The 18013-nt window shown below is 69.1% G+C and carries 15 protein-coding genes and 1 riboswitch; of the genes, 7 read left to right on the top strand and 8 right to left on the bottom strand.

The window, feature by feature from the left end; genetic code table 11:
• Positions 1 to 206: 206 nt before the first annotated feature.
• Positions 207 to 1532 carry an MFS transporter gene (locus IMT31_RS10985; RefSeq protein ID WP_413544413.1) on the top strand — a complete coding sequence of 442 codons (1326 nt, stop codon included), beginning with the start codon at positions 207 to 209 and terminating at the stop codon, positions 1530 to 1532.
• A 7-nt stretch (positions 1533 to 1539) separates the two neighbouring features.
• Here IMT31_RS10985 and IMT31_RS10980 read toward each other — a convergent pair whose 3' ends face one another.
• A complete protein-coding gene (locus IMT31_RS10980; RefSeq protein WP_413542792.1) occupies positions 1540 to 2205 on the bottom strand; it encodes a GntR family transcriptional regulator in 666 nt (221 codons plus the stop codon).
• A 97-nt stretch (positions 2206 to 2302) separates the two neighbouring features.
• Between IMT31_RS10980 and IMT31_RS10975 the strand changes: the two genes are divergently transcribed.
• The 4 genes from IMT31_RS10975 (at position 2303) to IMT31_RS10960 (ending at position 5599) form a co-directional block, all read left to right on the top strand.
• Entirely contained in the window at positions 2303 to 3391 is a 1089-nt protein-coding gene (locus IMT31_RS10975; RefSeq protein WP_413542791.1) for a 4-oxalomesaconate tautomerase, read from the top strand.
• Positions 3392 to 3458: 67 nt separating this feature from the next.
• On the top strand, positions 3459 to 3929 hold the full coding sequence (locus tag IMT31_RS10970; protein ID WP_345356058.1) for a hypothetical protein: 471 nt from the start codon (positions 3459 to 3461) through the stop codon (positions 3927 to 3929).
• 28 nt (positions 3930 to 3957) lie between these two features.
• Positions 3958 to 4812, top strand: a complete 855-nt coding sequence (thiD, locus tag IMT31_RS10965) for a bifunctional hydroxymethylpyrimidine kinase/phosphomethylpyrimidine kinase (protein ID WP_413542790.1) — start codon at positions 3958 to 3960, stop codon at positions 4810 to 4812.
• Between the two features lie 79 nt (positions 4813 to 4891).
• On the top strand, positions 4892 to 5599 hold the full coding sequence (locus IMT31_RS10960) for a DsbA family protein (RefSeq protein ID WP_413542789.1): 708 nt from the start codon (positions 4892 to 4894) through the stop codon (positions 5597 to 5599).
• 27 nt (positions 5600 to 5626) lie between these two features.
• Here the strand turns inward: IMT31_RS10960 and IMT31_RS10955 are convergent, their stop codons facing one another.
• From IMT31_RS10955 to IMT31_RS10945, 3 genes are all read right to left on the bottom strand, one after another.
• Positions 5627 to 6871: a CynX/NimT family MFS transporter gene (locus IMT31_RS10955; protein WP_413542788.1), complete on the bottom strand. Its 1245-nt coding sequence runs from the start codon at positions 6869 to 6871 to the stop codon at positions 5627 to 5629.
• A 266-nt stretch (positions 6872 to 7137) separates the two neighbouring features.
• A complete protein-coding gene (locus IMT31_RS10950; protein WP_413542787.1) occupies positions 7138 to 8352 on the bottom strand; it encodes a sensor histidine kinase in 1215 nt (404 codons plus the stop codon).
• Between the two features lie 12 nt (positions 8353 to 8364).
• Positions 8365 to 8580 (bottom strand): hypothetical protein, encoded by a 216-nt coding sequence (locus tag IMT31_RS10945; protein WP_413542786.1) that lies wholly within the window; start codon positions 8578 to 8580, stop codon positions 8365 to 8367.
• A 153-nt stretch (positions 8581 to 8733) separates the two neighbouring features.
• On the opposite strand from IMT31_RS10945, the gene IMT31_RS10940 reads away from it, so the two are divergent.
• Complete coding sequence (locus tag IMT31_RS10940; RefSeq protein ID WP_345356076.1) at positions 8734 to 9429, top strand: response regulator transcription factor; 696 nt, start codon at positions 8734 to 8736, stop codon at positions 9427 to 9429.
• 19 nt (positions 9430 to 9448) lie between these two features.
• Here the strand turns inward: IMT31_RS10940 and IMT31_RS10935 are convergent, their stop codons facing one another.
• The 4 genes from IMT31_RS10935 to IMT31_RS10920 all read right to left on the bottom strand — a co-directional run bounded on the left by IMT31_RS10935 (position 9449) and on the right by IMT31_RS10920 (position 16472).
• Positions 9449 to 10633: a thermonuclease family protein gene (locus tag IMT31_RS10935; protein WP_413542785.1), complete on the bottom strand. Its 1185-nt coding sequence runs from the start codon at positions 10631 to 10633 to the stop codon at positions 9449 to 9451.
• A gap of 95 nt (positions 10634 to 10728) precedes the next feature.
• On the bottom strand, positions 10729 to 11931 hold the full coding sequence (gene gcvT / locus IMT31_RS10930; RefSeq protein ID WP_413542784.1) for a glycine cleavage system aminomethyltransferase GcvT: 1203 nt from the start codon (positions 11929 to 11931) through the stop codon (positions 10729 to 10731).
• A 22-nt stretch (positions 11932 to 11953) separates the two neighbouring features.
• A complete protein-coding gene (gcvP, locus tag IMT31_RS10925) occupies positions 11954 to 14875 on the bottom strand; it encodes an aminomethyl-transferring glycine dehydrogenase (protein ID WP_413544412.1) in 2922 nt (973 codons plus the stop codon).
• A 156-nt stretch (positions 14876 to 15031) separates the two neighbouring features.
• Positions 15032 to 15152, bottom strand: a riboswitch (glycine riboswitch).
• A gap of 114 nt (positions 15153 to 15266) precedes the next feature.
• Entirely contained in the window at positions 15267 to 16472 is a 1206-nt protein-coding gene (locus IMT31_RS10920; RefSeq protein WP_413542783.1) for an MFS transporter, read from the bottom strand.
• Positions 16473 to 16631: 159 nt separating this feature from the next.
• On the opposite strand from IMT31_RS10920, the gene IMT31_RS10915 reads away from it, so the two are divergent.
• Positions 16632 to 17975: an aminotransferase class V-fold PLP-dependent enzyme gene (locus tag IMT31_RS10915; protein WP_413542782.1), complete on the top strand. Its 1344-nt coding sequence runs from the start codon at positions 16632 to 16634 to the stop codon at positions 17973 to 17975.
• Positions 17976 to 18013 lie beyond the last annotated feature (38 nt).

The raw sequence follows: 18013 nt of genomic DNA, 5'->3' as shown, positions 1-18013 counted from the left end.
CGCGATGCCGCGCGCCTGCAGGCCAAACCCTCCGGCGTCGCCACGCATCAGAAGGCCCTCGCGGCCGGGCGGGCCACCCCTTGACGTGACGGGAGTCACATCGCCACACTAGTCCGGACACGCACACTGCAACTCATTTGCAATGAATGCAACTCCGGAGAAGAGGCCCCATGAGTCCCGAGCACCACGAGCAACGCGCCACCGCGATGGCCGAACCCGCCACCAGGACCACCCTCAGCGGTCAGACCCACAAGCCGGTGGACCCAGCCACCCGGCGGCGCGTGGTGGGAGCCAGCTTCATCGGCAACTTCGTCGAGTGGTTCGACTACGCCATGTACGGCTACCTCGCCGTGACCATCTCGGCGGTGTTCTTCCCGGACTCGGATCCTGCCACCGGGCTGATGATGACGTTCTCGCTGTTCGCCGTGTCCTTCCTCGTCCGCCCACTCGGCGGCTTCTTCTGGGGTCATGTCGGAGACCGCTTCGGGCGGAGGGTGGCATTGTCCTGGTCCATCCTCATCATGTCCCTGGCCACGTTCCTCATCGCCCTGATCCCCGGCTACGCGGCCATCGGCATCTGGGCGCCCCTGGCCCTGCTCGTCCTCCGGCTGATCCAGGGATTCTCCGCCTCCGGCGAATACGCCGGCGCCTCGGCCTTCCTGGTGGAATACGCACCACCGCGGAAGCGCGGGATCTATGCGGCCGTGGTCCCGGCCAGCACGGCCACCGGACTGCTGCTCGGCTCGCTCATCGCGACCGTGCTGACGGCCACCCTGGACGACCAGCAGATGATCGAATGGGGCTGGCGGCTGCCCTTCCTCCTGGCGGCACCCATGGGCCTGATCGGCCGGTATATCCGCTCCAAGCTGGAGGACACACCGGCCTTCCGGGAGATGGCGGTGAAGGACGAGGCCGTCAAGGCCCCCGTGAGCGCCCTGTTCCGAGAGCACTGGGGACGGCTCCTGCAGGCCTCCGGCGCCGTACTGCTCAACGCCGTGGGCTTCTACGTGATCCTCTCCTACATGCCGACCTACCTGTCCGAGGAGCTCGGCCTGGACAGCACCTCCTCCTACCTCGCCACCACGGTCGCCCTGGCCACCTACATCGGCTTCATCTTCGTGACCGGCTCGCTGTCCGACCGCTTCGGCCGCAAGCGGGTGCTGATGAGCGCCTCGGTGTCCTTCATCCTCTTCACGGTTCCCGCGTTCTACCTGCTGGACACGGACAACTTCCTGGTGATCCTGCTGGTGCAGATCATGCTCGGTGGCATGCTGACGCTCAACGATGGGACCCTGCCGAGCTTCTTGGCCGAGATGTTCCCCACGCAGGTCCGCTACTCGGGCTTCGCCGTGAGCTTCAATCTCTCCAACGCCCTCTTCGGCGGCACGGCACCGCTCGTAGCCACTTGGCTCATCGCCACGAGCGGCAACGTGGTGGCCCCGGGGTGGTTCCTCATGGCCGCCGCCGTGGTCTCACTCGTGGCTGTCGCACTGTCCCGAGAGACCAGCAGGGACCCGCTGCGCGCCGAGTGAGGGGGCGTCAGACGGCGGAGCTGGCCGACTCCTCGATCGCTTGACCCACGGACATCAGGTGCTCACGCATGGCTCGGGCGGCGGCCTGCGGCTCCCGGGCGCAGACGGCCTCGATGATGGCCAGGTGCTCGGGCAGGGACTGCTGCGAACGCCCGGGCTTCGCGAACAGCCGGTACTGGAACCGAACGGCCTGGGCCCGGAGCCTGTCGATGGTGGCGGCCGCCGTCTGCTGCCCGGACAGCCGGATGAGCGTGGAGTGCAGTTCCGTGTTGCCCTGGGCATAGGCCGCCTGATCTCCAGCCTCCACGGCGGACTCCATGTCGGCACCGATCCTCCGGAGGACCAGGGCCTCCTCGTCCGTGAGGCGGTTGGCCGCGCGGGCGGCGCACAGGGCCTCGAGGGCGGCGCGGACCTCCACGATCTCCAAGGCCTCTGCCAGGGGCACGGAGCGCACCCGGGCACCCCGGTTCTGGATCCGCTCCACCACGCCCTCCACCGTCAGTTCGGCCAGCGCCGCGCGTACGTGCCCTCGGCTGGCCCCGTACATCTCAGCCAGGTCAGCCTCCACGAGCCGCTGGTTCGGCACGAGCTCGCCAGCGAAGACGGCGGCCCGGATCTGGTCCGCCACCGCGGTCGCATTCACTGCGGCGCTGGCACGTATCGCTGTGGCCACTGGAAATCTCCCCCGATCGTCCGCCATGATGGATCTGATTGTGAACAATATTGTCACAGAAGCAGCCCACCCGGGAGTACCGGAGAAGAGAGGCCTCATGTCTGCCACCATCGAACCCTCCACGCAGGTCCGGTGCATGCAGATGCGCGGAGGCACGTCCAAGGGACTGTACTTCCTCGCTGAGGACCTGCCGTCCGACCCTGCCGAGCGGGACGCACTGCTGCTCCGGCTCATGGGCTCACCCGATGCTCGGCAGATCGACGGGCTCGGCGGTGCCCACCCGCTGACCAGCAAGGTCGCCGTGGTCTCGGCCCGCCCGGACGGCGGGGTCGACTACCTCTTCCTGCAGGTCTCCGTGGACCGCGCCCTGGTCTCGGACCAGCAGAACTGCGGCAACATCCTGGTCGGGGTGGGCCCCTTCGCCGTTGAACGCGGACTGGTCCCCGCCCAAGACGGCACCACCGAGGTGACCATCCACATGATCAACACCGGATCGGTGGCCCGGGCCCTGGTCACGACGCCGGGCGGCCGGGTCTCGTACGCCGGTGACACGGAGATCGCCGGGGTCCCCGGGTCTGCGGCCCCGGTGGTGCTGGATTACCGCGGGACCGCCGGTTCCAGCTGTGGGGCCCTCTTTCCCACGGGGAACCTCAGCGATACCTTCGCCGGGGTCGAGGTGACCTGCGTGGACAACGGGATGCCCGTCGTCGTGGTCCGCGCGGCCGATCTGGGAGTGGACGGCACCGAGGAGCCGGCGGCACTGGAGGCAGACGCCCAGCTGTGCGCCGCGGTGGAGGCCATCCGGCTCGAGGCCGGCGCCGTGATGGGGCTCGGCGAGGTCACAGACGCCACCGTCCCCAAGGTGTGTCTGGTGTCCCCGGCGCGGGACGGCGGCGCGTTCAACACCCGCTGCTTCATCCCGAAGCGCGTGCATGAGGCGATCGGGGTCTTCGCCGCCGCCTCGGCCGCGGTGGCCTGGCAGGTGCCGGGCACGGTGGCTTCGGCGCTGTCCGGTGATCACACCACCCGGGATCTCCGGGTGGAGCACCCCACGGGGCACACGGACCTGGTGGTGGAGACCGCGGCCGAGTCAGCTGCCGGAGGCGTCCCGGGTGATGACGCCGTGCTCGTCACCGGCAGCGTCCGCACCGCCCGCAAGCTGATGGACGGCGTGGCCTTCGGCTGACGCGCCCTCGGCCCCGCCGGTAGACTGGCACGGCCCTCGCGACACCGCCACTTCTGGAGCCCCACCCATGACCACGCCCATTCCGGTCAAGCCCAGCCGCCGCACGCGGCCTTCCTCCGGGCCCCGCGCCCGGCTGAAGATGTCCCTCTACGGGTTCCTGGTGGCCTGGTTGGCACCGAACCTGGCCATGGCGGCACTCGTGCTGGTCCTGAACCTCATCCCGGCCCTGCAGTCCTACGGCTCCCTCGCACCGCTGTTGACGGTGGTCGGCGTGGCCGGCATGGTGATCGGCCTGCCGATGTGCCTGCTGGTGAACTGGCTCTTCCGGTTCAAGACGAATCAGTGGATCCACGTTTTGGGTTACGCCCTCGTCGGCATGCTCTACGGCCTGGCCGTCCTGTTCTCCGGCGCCGGCGGATTGGTCCCCATGCTCATCCCCGTGGTCGGCTTCCCAGCCGCCATCCTGATGGCCTTGGGCCGCGCCCTCGCCCGGCCTCTGGTCAGCCAGGTCCGCCCCGAGGCCGCCGCCGCTGCCTGACCGGCCACCGCCCCCGAATGGGATTAACATGGTGGGCATGTCTTCCACCGACTCGCATGATGCGCACACCTCCGGTACCCCCGCTCTCGCCCTGACCATCGCCGGCTCGGAGGCGACCGGCGGCGCCGGGGCCCAAGCAGATCTGAAGACCTTCCAGGAACTCGGTGCCTTCGGCATGGTGGCCCTGACCTGCATCGTCGCCTTCGACCCGAAGGACGACTGGAATCACCGCTTCGTGCCGGTCCAGCAGGACGTCATCGCCCACCAGTTGGAGGCCATCCAGGCCGACTACGCCGGCACCCTGAAGACCACGAAGCTGGGCATGATGGGCTCTCCGGAGACCATCTCCACGGTGGCCACCGCCCTGAAGGCCCAGGAGTGGGACCACGTGGTCCTGGATCCGGTGCTGATCTGCAAGGGCCAGGAGCCCGGCCACGCCCTGGACACGGACCGTGCCCTGAAGGCCGAGCTGCTCCCGCTGGCCACCTTCACCACCCCCAACCACTTCGAGTCCGAGCAGCTCTCCGGCGTGCAGATCCGTACCCTGGATGACCTGAAGGAGGCCGCGCAGCGCATCCACGTGGTCTCCGGCGCGGCAGTCCTGGCCAAGGGCGGCATCCGGCTCGACGGCCCGGACGCCCAGGACGTGTTCTACGACGGCGAGACCCTTGAGGTGCTCTCCGCCCCGAAGATCGGCGATCATGCGGTCTCCGGGGCCGGCTGCTCCCTGGCTGCCGCCGTCACCGCGGAGCTGGCCAAGGGCGCCACCCCGCTGCAGGCCGCCCGCCGCGCCAAGGAGTTCGTCACCGAGGGCATCAAGCAGCGCGTCGCCGGCAACACCCCCTTCGACGCCCTCTGGCAGGGCGGCCTGCGCCGCGCCTGAGGCGTCCGGCCGGTGCCCTGCTGATTCCCGACGCCGGCCGGCCAGGAATACCCCCGGCCCACCCCCGGTTGTGCCTGAGGTGAAGATCGAGATTTTCTCCGACGTCGGCTGCCCGTGGTGCTTCATCGGCAAGCGCCGGTTCGAGAGGGCCCTGGAAACGTTCGAGCACCGTGACCGGGTCGAGGTGGAGTGGAAGAGCTTCCAGCTCGATCCCACGCTGCCCGAGCACGATCACCGCCGGGAGATCGACTACCTCTCCGAGGCCAAGGGCATGCCCCGCGAGCAGGTGACCGCGATGTTGGCGCATGTGACCGAGCAGGCCGCCGCGGAGGGACTGGACTACGACTTCGACTCCCTCGTGGTGGCGAACTCCCGGAAGGCCCACCGCGTCATCCAACGCGCCAAGTCCGCCTCGCTGGAGACCGCGGAGCGGCTGGAGGAGCAGCTGTTCCGGGCCCACTTCGAGGACGGCAGGAACATCGGCAGCGAGGACGTGCTCATGGAGCTCGGCACCGCTGCCGGGCTGACCGCCGAGCAGGTGCGCGAAGCCCTGGAGGAGGACCGGTGGGAGACCGCCGTCAGTCAAGACCTCGCCACGGCTCAGACCCTGGGTGTCACCGGCGTCCCGTTCTTCGTCCTGGAGCGCAAGTACGGCATCTCCGGCGCCCAGCCCGTGGAGGTCTTCGCGCAGGCCCTCCAACAGACCTGGGCCGAGTCCCAGCCGCTGCAGATGGTGCAGCCCGATGACCTCAACGGCCAGGCCTGCGGTCCCACCGGCTGCGACTGAGTCTTCTTCCTGCCCTGAGGCGGCCAGCTAGCCGCGGTGCTGGTAGTCGATGCCGAGGCGGCGGGCGGTCAGGAACCGCCAGGCCAACAGGACACCGATCAGTGTGGCCCCCAGGGTCATGACCCAGGAGTAGTGCCAGCTGCCCGCCGCGGTCGCGATCGCGGCCAGGATGATGGGTCCCACGAAGTTGGCCCCGTTGTAGATCTGGACCATCAGGCCCATGGCGGCGGCCCCGGATCCGTTGGGCGGGGCGATGTCCACGGCGATCCGGTTCAGGGTGGCGGGGACGAGCGCCCCGACGCCGGAGAACAAGGCGACCGCTGCGATCTGGACGGCCAGCCCTCCCGGGACACCGGTCCAGTCCGGCGCGAACGTGATGACCGAGGTGAGGCCCATGGTGGCCAGGCCGATCAGCACGAGCCGCCGCATCGGCACCCCGCGCTGGTGGAGCCGGCCGGTGACGATGTTGCCCACGCCGTTCACCCCACCCACCACGGCGGTGACGACGCCGGGCCAGAGTCCTCCGACGCCGGCCTCGTCGAAGATGGTCGGCAGGAAACCGATCACCGATCCCCATTGCAGCGAGTAGCAGGCGAAGACCACCCCGGCGATCCACGGCGTCAAGGTCTTGACGGTGGCCCCCACCCGCCGGGCTGCGAGCCGGACGTTGGAGTCACGGTCAGAGGGAGGAGGCGGGACGAAGGTCAGGATCATCGGAATGGTGGCTGCGGTGATCACCGCCATCAGGATCCACCAGACCTGCCAGTTGACACTGGTCAGCAGCAACGTGGAGACCAGGACCGCCGTGAAGGTGGCCAGGCCCTGGAAGGAGCCCCACCAGCCCATGGCGATGTTCGTCCGGGCGGGTGGCGTGATCAGGCGGATGAGCGGCGGGCACACCACCGTGGCCATCAGGAAGCCGACGCCCTCCACGGCCCGGGTGGTCATCAGGAATCCCGTGGTCTCGGCGAACGCCCCGGCCAGGGACCCGGCGGTCAGCAGCGAGAGCCCGATCAGCAGGGTCCGGCGTAGCCCCAGGACCTCGGAGAAGAGCGAGACGCCCAGGCCCAGGAGCATCGAACCGACTTGGACGATGCCCAACAGGACACCCGATTCGATCAGTGTCATGCCCAGGTCCGCTTGGACGAAGGACAGGGCCTCGGGCAGCTTCCAGATGTGCATGGCTGCGGCCACGCCAGCGATGACGATGGGGATCCAAGCGGTACGCGCGCTTGCTGGCTGTCCAGCGACCGCGCCAGACGGGGCGTTCATTCACGACACCCTAATACCGGTTTCGGTCCGAGAGTGGCGTGCTTCCATCCAACGCCTTAAACACCTGAGAGGCGGTGGCTAGGCCACCGCCTCTCAGCGGATATTGGATTGGTGGGCCCGTATCCCCCCGGGCTAGTTCCACCGTCCGATCCGTGTGCACCGTCTCATGGGGCCCTTCTAGGTTAACCAGTCGGTGGAGATTGCCGCCATTGGACCATTGGACAGTCTTTGAAGGCACAATGTGACGCATGTCACATTGAGCCGATTCAGGCCGCTGCCCCATGGAGCGGCACGGAGGCGCGGACCCTCCACCAACGCCCGTCACGCGCGGAGGACATCGTCCCGCCGAAGGCATCCACGCGGTCCCGCATACCGATCAGCCCGCTGGCGGAGGAGTTCCATCCCGCGCGATGGGCCGTCCCGGGCGAAGGCAACGTGTTGTCAACGGCCAGCTCCAGGTTGTCCCCCAGCACGCGAACCTCCAGGTGGCACTGGCCGCCTTCCGCGGAGTGCTTGGCCACATTGGTGATGGCCTCCTGGAGCACGCGATACAGAGCCGTCTCCACGCTCTGCGGGATGTCCTGGTCCAGGCCGGAGGTCTCCACGGTGGTCTCGATGCCGAGGCCTTCCAGCATGCGCCCGAACTTCACGGCCCCGTACTCGAGATCCAGGGCCGAGGCGCCTTCCCCGAGGTCTCGCTGCGCGCTCTCCTGGTCTCCGGCCACCAGCCCCTCGGCCTGAAGCAGGGAGAGCATGCGGCGCAGATCCACGAGAGCCTCACCCGCAGAGTCCCCGATGACGTTCACCGCCTCGCGGGCCGAGTCATCAGTGTCGGCATAGCTTGCGGCGCGGGCCTGCATCGAGATGATCGTCAGGTTATGCGCCACGATGTCATGGAGATCCCTGGCCAGGGACCGGCGCTCGTCCTGTGCAGCCCTCGCCGCCCTCCGAGTGGCATCAGCCACGCGGATCTGGTCCTGGCGCCGGCGATCCACCATCAAACCCACGAAATTGCCGATGCCCCACCCGACCAGGATGAGGATGAGGGCCATCCACATGGCTTCAGCGCTCTCGGGCGTGGACCAGGGCACCAAAATAGCCCACAGGGCAGCCGCGCCAAGTGCCGCGACGCTGAACCAGCGAGTTGCCGTCGCGGCCACGAAACCCAGCATGACCGGTAAAGCCAGCATGATCAGGGCGAACGAGTCCACCAGGTGACTGGTGACGAGTGCCGGGAGCATGGCCGTGAACGCAAACGTGGATCGGGTCCAGAGCACGTAGAAGGACAAGCACGCCAGCAGCACCACCAGCGTTCCGCCTGCATCGATCCGGGCATCGCCTGCCGCGCTCGTTGCCAGATCGGAGACCATGGACACCGTCACCACCAGAGAAATGATGATGAGCGAGCCCCGGCCCAACGACCGAGAAGACCAAAAACCGGCCAGCTCCTCGACGGAGCCGGCCGGTTGGTAGTTACCCATACTGCGTCTGGCTCAGCAGAACCATCCCCAGTAGTTGCACCAATACACCTGCGAACCGTTACCGGCCCCCATGGTGGACATGCCACCCGTGGAGCTCTTGGGCTGGGTCTGGAACGTGGAGGGGAGCACAGAGCCGGAGGTCGGGGCGTCCGCGGCAGCAGCCGGGGCAGCGAAGAGGGCGGAGGAGACGAGCACAGCGGCCGCAGCGGCCTTGAAGGGGAGTTTCATGCCCTCATTATCACTGGCGCGAGTGATGTTCTCCACATTCAGCGCGTCCTCTCAGGATATTCAAAGGTTCAGGTTCTCCACCCCGCCCGACGACGCAGCGTCGTCTCCGCTCTGATCAGGCTCGGTTGCCCGCCCGGCCGCTACGCTGTATCCATGTCGGAATCCAGCACATCCCACCTCAAGGTGCTCATCGTGGACGACCAGCCCCTGATGAGCGGAGCGCTCAGGATGCTGGTGGAATCCTCCTCCAACATGGAGTGCGTGGGCATCGCCGCCAACGGGGAGGAAGGCGTGGAATCCAGCCGGGCCACCCGGCCGGACGTGGTGCTGATGGACATGCAGATGCCCGTCATGGGTGGGGTGGAGGCCACCGAGCGGATCGCCACCGAGCTGCCGAACACCAAGGTCCTCGCCATCACCACCTTCACCTCCGAGCCCTACCTGGTGCCCGCCCTCCGCGCCGGCGCCGCCGGATACCTGCTCAAGGACGCCGCCCCGGAGGCCATCATCGGTGCCATCTGGAGTGTGCACCGCGGAGAATCAGTCCTCTCGCCCGCCGTGACGCGCAAGCTGCTCTCCTCCATCGAAGGCGACGGGGCCGGCGTCGGGAGATCCGCCGTCTTTCCCGGCGATCCGGACGGCTCGGACCTGACCCCACGGGAGCTGGACGTGCTCCGGCTGCTCGCCCGCGGCCGCTCCAACCCCGAGATGGCTGAGGAACTGCACATCTCCGAGTCCACCATCAAGGCCAACCTCACCAAGATCATGGACAAGCTCGACGTCCGGGACCGCGTCCAGGTGATCATCCGGGCGGCCCAGCTGGGACTTGTCACCCTCGCACTCGACTGACAACTGCCGCAGCCGGCTACTAGCCTTCGCTCTCACTCTCCGAATCGTCCGGGCTGCTGGCCGACTCGCTGCTGGGTGACGGGCTGGACGGCGGGGGCGTGGAGGACGGAGTCGGGGATGGAGTCGGAGATGCCGACTCGGACTCCTCCGGAGTGGGGCTCTCCTCTGCCTTGGCACTCTCCTTGGCCTCGGCACTTTCCTTGGCCTTGGCGCTCTCCTGAGCCCGCTGCCGTTGTGCAGCCTCTTCCTGCCGCTGCTGCTCGGCCCGCTGGGCGGCAGCCGCGGCCTCCTGGCGTTGGCGCTCGGCCTCGGCAGCCGCGGCAGCGGCCGCCTTGCGAGCTTCCTCCTCCTTGCGGGCCTGCTCCTCGCGTTCGCGGGTCAACAGGACGTCGCGAGTGGATCTCAGCGAGTCGAGGTCGGACTGCGCCGAGGACAGCGCCCCGTTCAACCGATCCTGCATCCGCGGCAGGTCCTGGCCCCAGGCGAGGGAGGCGAGCGAGCTGCCCTCCGGGTCGATGGTCGCGAAGACCTTCTCGGCAGAGATGCCCTCCTCGACCGCGGCCTCGACCGCCTCGATCTGGGTGTCCGCCGTCCCCGAGGAATCAGGGTGTGCCTCCGGCAGATCCTGCAGCACGGTCAGGGCGGGGGCGATCCGACCGGCCAGGGTGCAGGGCTCCCCCGGCGAATACAAGCCGCCCCCCTCGGTGCGGGCGGTCTCCTGGGCCTCGCGCAGCTCGGTGCCGAAATGCTCCATGGGCTGCTCACGCAGGGGCACGGCCAGTCCCGCCTCGACCTGCTGGGTGTTGGTGGTCCGGCCGCCGTGGTGAACCAGGGCCAGCCGGGTGCCGCGTGGTCCGTCAGCGTCATCGGGGTACTCCAGGCGCACGGTGTCCCCCGGCTCGAGCAGGCCGGAGAGGTTCGCCGTGGACTCCTCGCCCAGGCAGTTCTCCACCGTGGGTTCCTTCCCCTCGCCCGCCGGCACCGGCGCCAGCACCCCGGCGAGCGTCACGGTCTCCTCCGTGCCGTCCCTGTTCACCACGATCGTCTGACCATCCTGCACCCGGACCACCGTGGCGTCAGAGGCCGCGGTGCGGACACTCTTGATGGTGCTCAGGACAGCCAGCGTCAGCAGCAGGGCGGCCACCAGGACGAACGCGATGATGGCCGGGACGGGGAACCGTCGGGCGGTCTGCTGTTCTGTCATGGTCTTCCTGCAATGGGGTGACGCCGGGTGGGCGAGGGACGAGGCGGGCCCGCAGGCTCAGCGAAGTCTACCAAGCGGGTAGCCGCGCCACGGAATCATGCGCGGCGATAGAACGGTGCCTCCACCACGGTGAACGGCTCGGCCTTGCCGCGCAGGTCAACCGCGAGTTCTGTGCCGGCCTCCCGGAATCCGATGTCCACCCGGGCGAGCGCGATCGGGTAGCCCAGAGTCGGGCTGGGGATGCCGGAGGTGACCTCGCCGATCCGTTGACCTTCCGCGTCCAGCACGGCATAGCCGGCCCGGGCCGCCCGGCGGCCAGCGCCGCGCAAGGCGACGACGGCCTGTCCGGTGGTGATACCGGTCCCGGCCTCGCGCGCCGCCAGCAGGGACTCCCGGCCCACGAAGTCCGTCTGCTTGGACTTCAAGGGGACAGCACCCCCGGCCCCTGACTCGCTGGGCAGGTGACCCAGGTCCAGCTCGTTGCCGTAGAGAGGCATGCCGGCCTCCAGGCGCAGCGAGTCCCGGCTCGCCAGACCGCACGGCAGCAGCTCGACGCCGAGTTCCCCCGCGGCGTCCAGCAGGACGTTCCAGACGCCGGTGGCCTCGGTGGAGAGCACGCCGCGGTCTGACACGGGCCCGATGATCAGCTCGAAGCCGTCCTCGCCGGTGTAGCCGGTGCGCGCCATGAGGACCGGCACGTCCGCCGTCTCCCCACCGGTGCGAAGGGTGGCCCGGCGGGCCGAGTAGTAGTTGAGGCCCTCGAGCGCCGCGGCCTCGCCCGCCGAAAGGACAACCGCCACGATCCGTGCCGCCTCCGGCCCCTGCACGGCGACCAGGGCAGTCTGCGCGGACTCGTTGTGCACCGTGGCCTCGAACCCGGCAGAACGCTCCGTCAGCGCGGCGGCCACCGCGGAGGCGTTGCCGGCGTTGGGCACCACCAGGAACTCGCGGGCCGCATCATCCTCCCCGCCATCCAGCCGGTAGACGATCAGGTCATCCAGGATGGTCCCGGATTCCGTGCAGATCAGGGAGTACTTGGCCTTGCCCGGCGCCACGGCGGTGATCCGGGCGGTGAGGGCGTAGTCCAGGGCCTCGGCCGCCTGTGGCCCCGTCACCCGGACCTCCCCCATGTGAGAGAGGTCGAAGAGCCCGGCGGAGGTTCGCACGGCCTGGTGCTCCGCCAGTTCCGAGCCGTACTTCAGGGGCATCTGCCACCCGCCGAAGTCCGTGAAGGAGGCACCTGCCTCCTCATGGACCCCCTGCAGCGGGGTGGTGTTCAGACTGCGATTCTCAGACATGAGCGGGTTCCTCTGTTCGGGCCTAGTTCTCGAAGGACTCGATCGGCGGGCAGGAGCAGAACAGGTTGCGGTCTCCCCAGGCACCGTCGATGCGGCCCACCGGCGGGAAGTACTTGTCCCGGCGCAGCGAGTCCACCGGGTAGGCGGCCTGTGAGCGCGGGTACCTCCGGTCCCACTCGTCCGCGGTGAGCACCTCGGCCGGGTGGGGGGCGTTGCGCAGCACGGAGGCACCCAGGGTCTCCGGGGTGGTGGCCTCCATCTCGGCGTGGATGGCGATCATGGCGTCGATGAATCGGTCGATCTCCGCCAGATCCTCGGACTCGGTCGGCTCCATCATCAGGGTGCCCGCCACCGGGAACGCGAGCGTGGGGGCGTGGAAGCCATAGTCGATCAGCCGCTTGCAGACGTCCTCGGCCGTGACACCGGACCTCGCGGTGAGCTCGCGCAGGTCCAGGATGCACTCGTGGGCCACCAGCCCGGTCTCCCCCGTGTAGAGGATGGGGAACTTCTCGCCGAGACGCTTGGCCACGTAGTTGGCGTTCAGCAGCGCGTGGCGGGTGGCGTCCGTGAGGCCCTCGGCGCCCATCAGGTACAGGTACGCCCAGGAGATCGGCATCACGCCGGCCGAGCCGTAGGGAGCCGAGGTGATCGGCCGCTCGGCGCTGGGCAGGTAGGGCTTGAGGTGCTCGGCCACGGCCACCGGCCCCACGCCCGGGCCGCCGCCGCCGTGGGGGATGCAGAAGGTCTTGTGGAGGTTCAGGTGGGAGACGTCCCCGCCGAACTTGCCCGGCTGCGCCAGTCCCACGAGCGCGTTGAGGTTCGCACCGTCGATGTACACCTGACCGCCGGCCTCGTGGACCTTGCGGCAGACCTCCCTCACGTCCGCGTCGTAGACGCCGTGCGTGGAGGGATAGGTGATCATGATGGCCGCGACCTTGCCCGCGTTGGCCTCGATCTTGGCCGTGAGGTCATCCGAGTCGATGGTGCCGTCCGGGGCGGTGGCCACCACCACGACCTTCAGTCCCGCGAGCACGGCGGAGGCGGCGTTGGTGCCGTGCGCCGAGGCGGGGATCAGGCAGACGTCCCGCTCGCCCTCACCGTGGTCCAGGTGGAAGCGGCGGATGGCCAGCAGGCCCGCGTATTCGCCCTGTGACCCGGCATTGGGCTGGATGGACACGGCGGCGTAGCCGGTGATCTCGGCCAGCTTCTCCTCGAGGTCGCCCAGCAGGAAGCGCCAGCCCTCGGTCTGATGGTCCGGGGCGAACGGGTGGATCGAACAGAACTCCGGCCAGGAGATGGACTCCATCTCCGCGGTGGCGTTGAGTTTCATGGTGCACGAGCCCAACGGGATCATGGTGCGGTCCAGCGCCAGGTCGTAACCCGAGAGGCGCTTGAGGTAGCGCAGCATCTGGGTCTCAGACTTGTAGGTGTTGAACACCGGGTGGGTCATGAACGCACTGCTGCGCCGCTGGGTGGCGGGGATGCGCGCCGAAGCCGAGGGGCCGGCGTCGCCGGTGGCTTCCGGCCCGCCGATCCTGCCGGGCAGGGACTCCCGCGGGGCTCCGAAGGCCGAGAGCACCGCCACGAGGTCCTCGTCCGTGGTGGTCTCGTCACAGGAGATGCCCACCGTTCCCGCGTCCACGAGGCGCAGGTTGACACCGGCAGCCTCGGCCGCGGTGACCACGGTGCGGGCCAGACCGGGAACGGAGACCTGGACCGTGTCGAAGAACGCGTCCTGGGTGAGCGTGAATCCGGCGGCCTCCAGGGCGGCGGCCAGCCGGGTGGCCTGGCGGTGGGCGTGCTCGGCGATCGCGGTGACGCCCTCCGGGCCGTGGTAGACGGCGAACATGGAGGCCGTGATGGCCAGCAGCGCCTGGGCGGTGCAGATGTTGGAGGTGGCCTTCTCCCGGCGGATGTGCTGCTCGCGGGTCTGCAAGGCCAGGCGGTAGGCCGGGCGGCCGGCGGCGTCCTGGGAGACGCCCACCAGGCGGCCGGGCAGCTGGCGCTCCAGGCCCTTGGGCACGGCCATGTAGGCGGCGTGGGGCCCGCCGAAGAACAACGGCACACCGAAGCGCTGGGTGTTGCCCACGGCGATGTCCGCGCCCTGCTCGCCGGGAGGGGTGATGAGGGCCAGGGAGAGCAGGTCGGCGGCCACGGTGACCAAGGCACCGCGCTCCTTGGCCTGTGCGATGACCGCGGTGTGGTCCTGGACCCGGCCGGAGTCACCGGGCTGCTGCAGCACGATCCCGCACAGGCCCTTCTCGTCCAGGTCCGCGGCGAGCTCGGCGGGCAGGCCGGCAGCGAGGTCCGCGGTGCGCACGTCCAGGCCGAGGGCACTGGCCCGCCCCTGGATCACCGCGCGGGTCTGCGGGTAGAGGTCTGCGTCCAGCAGGGTGATGCCGCCGGACGCCGTCCTGGCGGACTTCTTGTTGGCACGGTGCATCAGCAGCACGGCCTCGGCAGCGGCGGACGCCTCATCCAGCATGGAGGCATTGGCGATCTCCAGGCCCGTGAGGTCCGAGACCATGGTCTGGAAGTTCAGCAGGGCCTCCAACCGACCCTGGGAGATCTCCGGCTGGTACGGGGTGTACGCGGTGTACCAGGCCGGGTTCTCGAGCACCTTGCGCAGCACCACGGGAGGGGTCACCGTGTCGAAGAACCCCTGGCCGATCATCTGGGTCTTCACGATGTTGCGGTTCGCGATGGCCCGCAGGTCCTCGAGCACGGCAGCCTCGGTCAGGGCCGGGGGCAGGTCCAGCGGGGTGTCCTGGCGGATGTCTGCCGGGACGGCGGCGTCCACGAGATCCGCCAGGGAGTCGAAGCCCAGCACGGAGAGCATGTGCTCGGCATCCGCGGGGCGGGGCCCGATGTGGCGGGAAGTGAACGGTGCCGAGGCGGTGTCCCTCGGTTCGTGGCGCTGGGTGTTGGCGTCAGTGGAATACATGGCGTTCATGGGGTCTCCTCCAGGGCGCGGCGGGCACGGATCAGTACCTCCCCGCTCTGTCATGGACCTGAGAGATTCCGCCCGTATCTGGAGGATACGGGCTTGCACCGTCGGTGTCCGCCGGGCGCTGACCCCACGGAGCTTTCCAGAGTCGTCATGCCCTGCGCGGTACCTGGGCCTGAGAGATTCTCGGGGAGAAATTGCTCCTTCGGCGGCCGCGTGCCCGGTCTGCGGCGGGGCCGCTGACCGGTTCACGGCACTCTCCCGCGCGGGGTGCGTGACGTGCGCACCAGTCTGTCACAGCCCGGCACACCCCGGCACCGCCGGGGCGCAAAGTGACCTCACCCCCACTGGAATGACGTGGTTCGGTCACTCTGTGCCCGAGCCCGTCTCACCGCCTGCGGCGCAGCCAGAGCGGGATCCCCGCGAGCAGGATCAGGCAGGCCACCCCGCCGAAGGTGACCTCTGTGCCCAGGTAGGTGAACCCCACGCCGCCGAACACCCCGGCCAGCCCCAGCCCGGTGTCGAAGCTCATGTTCCAGCCCACACTGGCCCGGCCGTGGTTGCGGGACCGGGCGAAGGCCATCACCAGGCTGGCGGACTGCACGGTGCCGATCCCCACACCCATCAGCACCAGGCAGCCGGCCAGGAGCCAGGGTGAATCCACCAGGGCCACGGCCGCCATCCCGGCCGCCGTCATCACGATCCCGGCCGTGTAGACCACCGTGGGGTCGAGCCGGTCCGTCAACGATCCCGAGACCCAGCGTCCGGCCACGGAGGCGGCCTGCATGGTCGCAATGAACAGTGCGGGGTTTGCGGTGTCCCCGCCCGGCCCGAAGGCGATCACCAGCCCGTAGGCCGCCATGCTGACCAGGAACGGCAGCAGCACCGGACCCAAGGCGGCCCACCACCGCACTGCTGCCGGTCCGGACCCGGTGCCCGACGCGCGGGCCTCGCCACCCTGCCCGGCCTCGCCCTCCGCGGCGCTCCCCAGAGGGTCCACCACCGCTCCGGAGACCTCAGCGGCACGGTCCGGGACGCCGCCCAGGGTCGCGAACGCCAGCAGCACACAGGCCGCCGCCACGAGCCGGAAGGTCTCCAGTGGCACCTCACCGCTGAACCACAGCCCCAGCGGGGCACCCACGGCGGCGGCGGCCGAGGTCGCCGCCCCGAACTGCCCCAGCGCACGCCCCGCTCGGCCCGGCCGGGAGACCGCCGGGACGGCCGCCGTCGCCACCACCACCAGGATCCCGAAGCCGCAGCCGACGGCCAGGCCGGTCACCAGCAGTGCCGCCACCGGGTGAGGGATGAGGAGGCTCGCGCCGTGGCCGCCGGCCATCAGCAGCAGGGAGGAGCCGATGGTCCGGCGTGGGCCCCACCTCTGGCGCAGCGCGGGGGCCGCCGGCTGCACGGCGATCACGCTGAGCATCATGACGGTCAGCAGGGTGCCACCGGTGACCGCCGTCAGCCCCCGTTCGAGGCTGATCGGCACCATGGTGGAGTAGCTGAGGAAGAAGCCTGAGAAACCCCACACGGCGATCCACATCAGGCCCCACAGGGCTGGCTGACCTCGGACTGCGGGGTATGGAGCGCTCACCCCAACACCCTAGGCATCCCCCGGTACGCATAAAGACAACTCCCGGCAACCCTCCTGGCACCGTCCCGTTGCCATAGACCAAGACACTGTTCTGGCGCACTCCAACCACGTCTCGGCAATCCCCGATCGGTACCTTGCCCCTTCCCGTAGGAGAACATCATGGATTTGAACCGCAGGACCCTCGTCACAGGCTCCGCAGGCGCCGGGCTGCTGGCCATGGGCGGTCTCGTGGCCTCACCGGCCGCGGCCTCCCCGGGCCGCCCCTCCAAGGCTGGCAACGCACTGCCCAAGCCGCCGAAGGGTTCTCCGGAGCATGTCGCGGGCCAAGAGCGCTTCTGGGCATCCGTCGCCCGCCATTACGACATGACCGATGACGTGATCAACTTCGAGAACGGCTACTTCGGCGCCAATCCGAAGAACGTGCGGCGGGCCTTCACCCAGGCCACGGAGAAGATCCAGCACGAGAACTCCTGGTACATGCGCCGTGAGTACGGCTCGGAGGTCGAACAGGTCCGCGTCCGCATCGCCCAGGAGGTCGGCGCGTCCGTGGAGGAGATCGCCATCACCCGCGGCGCCACCGAAGCACTGCAGGCCCTCATCGCCGGGTACAACCGGCTGGGTCCCGGGGATGCCGTGGCCTACGCCGATCTGGACTATGACTCCATGCAGTACGCGATGGAATGGCTGCGGGACCGCCGAGGTGTCGAGGTCATCAAGACGAACCTGCCGGAACCTGCCACCCGCCAGGCGGTGCTGGACCACTACGAGCGGCTGCTCACCACGAATCCGAAGATCAAGCTGCTCCTGCTGACCCACGTGTCCCACCGCACCGGACTGGTTCCCCCGATCGCGGCCATCACGGAGATGGCCGCCGCACGCGGTGTGGACACTGTTGTTGACGCCGCCCATTCCTGGGGCCAGTTGGATTTCAGCGTCAAGGACCTCGGCAGCCCCTTCGTGGGGTTCAATCTCCACAAGTGGATCGGCGCCCCGCTGGGCTGCGGTTTCATGTACATCCAGGAGGACCGCCTGCCGGCCATCGACCGCCACTTCGGAGACCAGGACTACGGACCCGAGGATGTTCGCTCCCGCATCCACACCGGCACCGCCAACTCGGCGAACTACCTCGCCGTACCGGCCGCCCTGGATTTCCATGCGGCCGTGGGCGCCCCATACAAACAGGCACGGCTGCGCCTGCTGCGCGACCGTTGGGTGCATCAGGTACTGGAGGTGCCGAACGTGGAGATCCTGACCCCGGAGGACCCCCTGACCTATGGCGCCATCACCGCCTTCCGGATCACGGGCAACACCACCTCGGCGCAGACCACCGCCATTGCGAACTACATGACAGACGAGTGGGGCGTCTTCACCGTTCGGCGTGGAGGGGTGGCGGCCGGCGAGGTCCTGCGCGTCTCACCGGCCCTGTACAACGACGTGAAGGATGCGGACCGTGCGGCCGAGGCCATCCGTGCGGCCGCCCGGCGTTTCCGAGTCGCTGACTGACGAGCCCCGAGGGAGAGGAGCGCTCAGCCCGGGAGGCC

The organism is Citricoccus nitrophenolicus (assembly GCF_047305825.1).
GTDB lineage: Bacteria > Actinomycetota > Actinomycetes > Actinomycetales > Micrococcaceae > Citricoccus > Citricoccus nitrophenolicus.
This window is presented reverse-complemented; position numbering and strand designations above follow the sequence as displayed.